3 protein-coding genes are annotated in these 4,842 nt (G+C 42.9%); all 3 read right to left on the bottom strand.

Features of this window, described 5'->3' with window-relative positions; translation table 11 throughout:
* Positions 1-133 (bottom strand): type VI secretion system tube protein TssD (gene tssD / locus HMPREF0666_RS16495; protein WP_009011497.1); only part of this gene is annotated, 133 nt, incomplete at its 3' end.
* Positions 134-585: 452 nt separating this feature from the next.
* Positions 586-1,347, bottom strand: coding sequence for a copper homeostasis protein CutC (locus HMPREF0666_RS06120; protein ID WP_009011499.1), 762 nt, complete (start codon positions 1,345-1,347; stop codon positions 586-588).
* 160 nt (positions 1,348-1,507) lie between these two features.
* Positions 1,508-4,105 carry a transglutaminase family protein gene (locus tag HMPREF0666_RS06125; protein WP_009011500.1) on the bottom strand — a complete coding sequence of 866 codons (2,598 nt, stop codon included), beginning with the start codon at positions 4,103-4,105 and terminating at the stop codon, positions 1,508-1,510.
* Between the last annotated feature and the right edge of the window lie 737 nt (positions 4,106-4,842).

The raw sequence follows: 4,842 nt of genomic DNA on the forward strand, positions 1-4,842 counted from the left end.
CGCTGATACGGCCACCAGAGATACTTGATGCAGGCTGACCCTTCTTGTCAGTCGTACGACTGAACTCGTAGTTAGAATAGAGTACGTCGTACTCCTTGCCACCTAATTCCAATGTTGCTCTAAATGAACTCATGATAGATAATTTTAAAGTAGTTAGAAAAATAAGAAAACGAGGTCATCTTAATTTCTCTCACGTATGAGAAACAAAAAAGAGAAAACCCCTAACAACGTTTTGAAGTCTCCTCTGCGTGTGGCTGTAAAACAGTCTTGCTCTTTGGAAGAAGAGGAAGATTTGCAATCTGTTGTCATTTTCGTTGTCAAAAGTAATCATATAATTTTATAAAAGCATTGATACAACATTAAATAACAAAGGTTTAATATCTTATACACATTCAAAGCCATCTTCATTCTGCCCCTTATCCACCCTTTGTGTTTGTGTCATTCTGTCTATGTAAGAGCTTTCAGTCACTCTATGTCATTATGTCATTCTGTCTGAGAACATTTAAAGTGTTGTTCATTCTGTATCCTCCGTCTTCGTGCAATTTGCGTAATTCGTAGTTCTATGTTGAACTTGCGGTATTTCCTTTACGCCTTCTTTCCCATCAAAGCGTCAATCGTATTTCTTACTCTGCGCTCTGTTGTCAGCATGATAGTGTCTTCATCAGCACCCTCAGCACCCATATAGACGGAAGGGTTGGAATAGGTCATGCGGCTTGCTTGTGGTTCACGAGCAGAGAAGTGGAAGGCTGGTACGCCTGTTTCTTGGCGTATGCGAGCGATGTTCTTTTCGTTCACACCACAACCCGCCATGATTTTTATACGACCATTTGCTAACTGGTTTAATCGCTGAAGTAGAGGAATACCCTCCTCGGCAGTAGGTTGCTGTCCAGATGTAAGTACTCTTTCAAAGCCGAGTGCAATGAGCTGTTCCAAGGCTTTCTCTGGTTCGCGACAGCGATCGAAAGCACGATGGAAGGTCACGCTCATACCCTTCGCATGTGACAACAGATACTCGTTGGCAGCCAAGTCGATATTTCCCTCAGCTGTCAGGCAGCCAAAGACAACACCATCCACACCTAACTCACGGCAAAGGTCAATATCCATAGCCATGCGCTGAAGCTCTTGTTCGGTATAAAGGAAGTCTCCACCACGGTTGCGGATGATGACATGTAGGCGAGTATCAGTCAACACCTCCCTTGCCATCTTTATCTCACCATAAGAAGGAGTGGTACCTCCTTCAGGAATACCCATACAGAGTTCTACACGATTGGCCCCACCTTTCTGTGCTTCTATACAGCTTTCAACGCTGTTAGCACATATTTCTATCTCAAAATCACTTCGTTTCATGTTGGATTGTTTGAGGAGTTATAGGAGTTAAGGAGTGAAAGGGAGTTAAGACAATACTTTTATATAATGTAATATATCAGACAATAAACAATCATATATCACACTAACAAATAGTGTTGTCTTAACTCCCTTTTACTCCTTAACTCCTCTCTCTCCTTAATTAAAGTTTACTACTTGTTTTCACGAGTTGCTCACCCAGTCCGATTGTATATCCTTGAGAAAGGAAGACAATACGGTTAAAGGTATCAGCGATGATAAATATTGGTAGCTGTTCAGTATTACGTAGTTTCATCTCTTTCACTATCTCCTGCTGAATAATTCCATCCTTATCAATACCGAAGATAGTCTTTGCAGGGAGGTTAGGGAACTCACCCTTCTGTGCTTGGAACTTCTTTGCTTCAGCCTCATTCTTGAAGAGTAAGACGAATGGACGGCCCCACTTATCGAGTTTATCCTTCATCTTCTCAATATCATGCAGCGCATGGTTCGTTGGCTCCTGACCGATACCTAAAACACCGAGAACGTAATATCCGCGTCCTGTCTGACTTAGGATAGAAACGTTCTGGCCGTCTTTATCAAACAAGTCTTCGCTATTGAAGCTACCAATCACCTTCACACCTTCACTTTCTTGGCGTACATCGAGTGGAAGAGTGGTCGTCTCGCCTGGTTTAATCTGGAAGAAACGGCTATGAGCAAGTACACTACCATCTGCCATACGTTGCCCAGTCACGAGGATATAGGTGCCCTCATCGAGTGTTGCCCCATTCTTAAAGGTGTTCGACCAAGTGGCACCACCACCCATGTCAACTTGTCCTTCGTCGAAGTTCATCAGCCATGTCTGTCCGTAAACAATCTTACTAATGCTGAAATGGCTATAATACTTAGGGTCGTCGAGGAAACCATCAGGAGTGAAAGTCAGTATCAGTTTACCAGTTTTAGCAGTCTGCTGATCTGCTGCATCAAAGTCAACATCCACCCATTTACCATCTTGCTTATACTGAATCTTCCATGCTACAGGGTCCATACGAGCCTCAATACCGAGACTGCGAGCTACATCCACGAAGAAGATATCACGACTACGACTATCGGTAATACGGCTCTCCCATACGCTTCTTGGTGTCTGTGGGATTCTCATCGCACGACTATCAGGATTCATACGGATGTTCTTTCTAATCCAGTCTACCAATAGAGCAGGGTTCTTACGGAAACTTGCTGCCTCCTTGGCAAAGGCTTTCTCAAAGAATTGTTTGAATGGTGTGAGTATCATTTCACTCTCAACGCGTGGAGAGAGCTGGCTACTCTTTGCCTTCATGTTATCCTCTAAGATATACATTGGCATGTCGCGAAGGTCCTTGTCGCTCAATGTGCTGAGCAATTGGAGGGCTCTTTCTTGCTGATTAGCATACTTCTCTACAAATGCCTTGATGGTCTTCCAGTTACCACGAGCCTTTATTATATAAGGTGTAGCAGCTGAATAACGATAATCCTTCATTGATTCTGCTGTAGGGAAGGTGGCAATGTAGGCATGACGAATAGAGTCTTCGTAGGTCAGTCTGCGTGTGTTTTCATCACGCTGTGCTTTGGTTACAGCCGGTAGAGTGGTATTTGATACAGGCGGAACGATGTCGAGGTCGGCCTCTTTTGGCATGTTCTGTTCGTTATAATCCAGTTTGATGGTGATTGACTTATCCTTTCCAAAGGTGGCTTTAGCAAACCCGAACTGTCCATCCTTTGATGCCCAAATAATCATGTCACCCTTACCAGCAGAGAGGAAGGTCGTCCCATCAGCACCAGTGTACTTAGACACAGCGGTGTAGAACTCGGCATAATTATAAATCTTGAAGTCTACCTTTGCGTTGTCAACAGGCTTACCATCTTTGTCGACAATCTTAAAATCAATCTTTGACGTACTGCCATAGTTGTCGATGAGATTAATCTCGGTGAAGTTATTGGTACGTAGCATCACCTCCTCGGGACCCTCATAATCGCCGAAGGCACGTGTGTGCATGAGCATAGCACGTGATGCTGGCTCGTTAAACCAAGCAAGGTTGAGTACTGGCTCTGGCTCGCAAGCGCCTAAGAAATACCATTTGCCGTCTGCCCAAGCTTCCACCCAAGCATGATTGTCGTCCGTATGTGCCCAGCGAGGAGTATATACCTGACGAGCAGGAATACCGATAGAACGGAGGGCAGCTACCGTAAAGGTGCTCTCTTCGCCACAGCGTCCACGTCCCGTACGGATAGACTGTAGTGGTGAAGAAGTGCGTGCGTCAGAAGGCTCGTAGGTAACTCTTTCATGACACCAGTGGTTCACCTCAAGGATAGCATCCTTCATCGGGAGTCCTTTCACACGCTCACTTAGTTCACGATAGAAGATAGCACGTGAGCTGTCGAGTGGTTCGTTGTTCACACGCATAGGCAGAACAAAATGTCTGAAAAGCAATTCAGGCACCTTCTTTCCCCATGGCATCGATGTCCTTGTGCGCAAGGCTGTGCGTATGTTTTTGAGATGATAGGCCGTAGGATAGTCTGTTGCGTCAGCGATAGGCATGTAAGCATACAGAAAATGGAGGGCTTCCTCCTCCTCTGGAGACACCCGAAGTCCCTTGGTATTATAGAACTTCTTTCCAATAACCTTCATCTTGGATTGGAATGCGCTTTCTACTTTTTGTCTGAAATTAGGGTCTGTTATAAAGTGCTGTGCATAACTTGATAAGCAGACAACAGTAAGAAACAGACTCAATAAGATTTTCTTCATAGATTTGTTTTTAGTTTGTGCGACTTTTATCAGTCGCTTATTTGCATTTGCAATATTCGTAAAAAAAACAATATACGCAAATGTTTTACATAGAAAATGGCATAAAAGGCTTGTCAAAAGAGTTATGTTTGGCTATCTCCTCTCCATGTGTTCCTTCCTATCCAAGGGAAAACAACGTACAAGAAAGTGCTAAGTGTGCGATATAGGGTGGGCCTGTAAGCAAGCTTTTGAGTACTTTTATTCTCATGGTTTACCCTTGTCGTCTAATTTATTTTCATGAAAAGAAGCTGTGATCGCTTCCTTTTTGGGTAGAAATTAGGTTCTTCCGTTAAATGTTTGGACGCTTTTCGTAGTGCTTTAACGTAAGAGCCAAAGTTACTCATTAAACAAAAATATAGCTGAGAAAGTCAACTATTTATCCTATTTTCATCCTCTTTCATTGAAAATCTTTTCGTTTTAAGACATCGAAAACCTGCAGACAAGGGTTTAAAAATCATTACATAATTTCAAAGAAAACATCTATAAATAACGACAAAAATACACACATGAAGCATGTTTGCAATCAACAGAGTATCAATTAGTTACCAAGTATAAAGTAAAAGGTGCTTAATTGGACTTCAAAAGGGCGTTAGCTAGGGTCTTAAAGAGCATCTTTTGCAAGCCAAAAGGGCGTCTTTTAGAAGCCAAAAGAGCATGTATTGGGTTTGAGATGTACAAATAGTTACAACATGATTAAT

It is taken from the genome of Prevotella sp. C561 (assembly GCF_000224595.1).
Lineage (GTDB): Bacteria > Bacteroidota > Bacteroidia > Bacteroidales > Bacteroidaceae > Prevotella > Prevotella jejuni.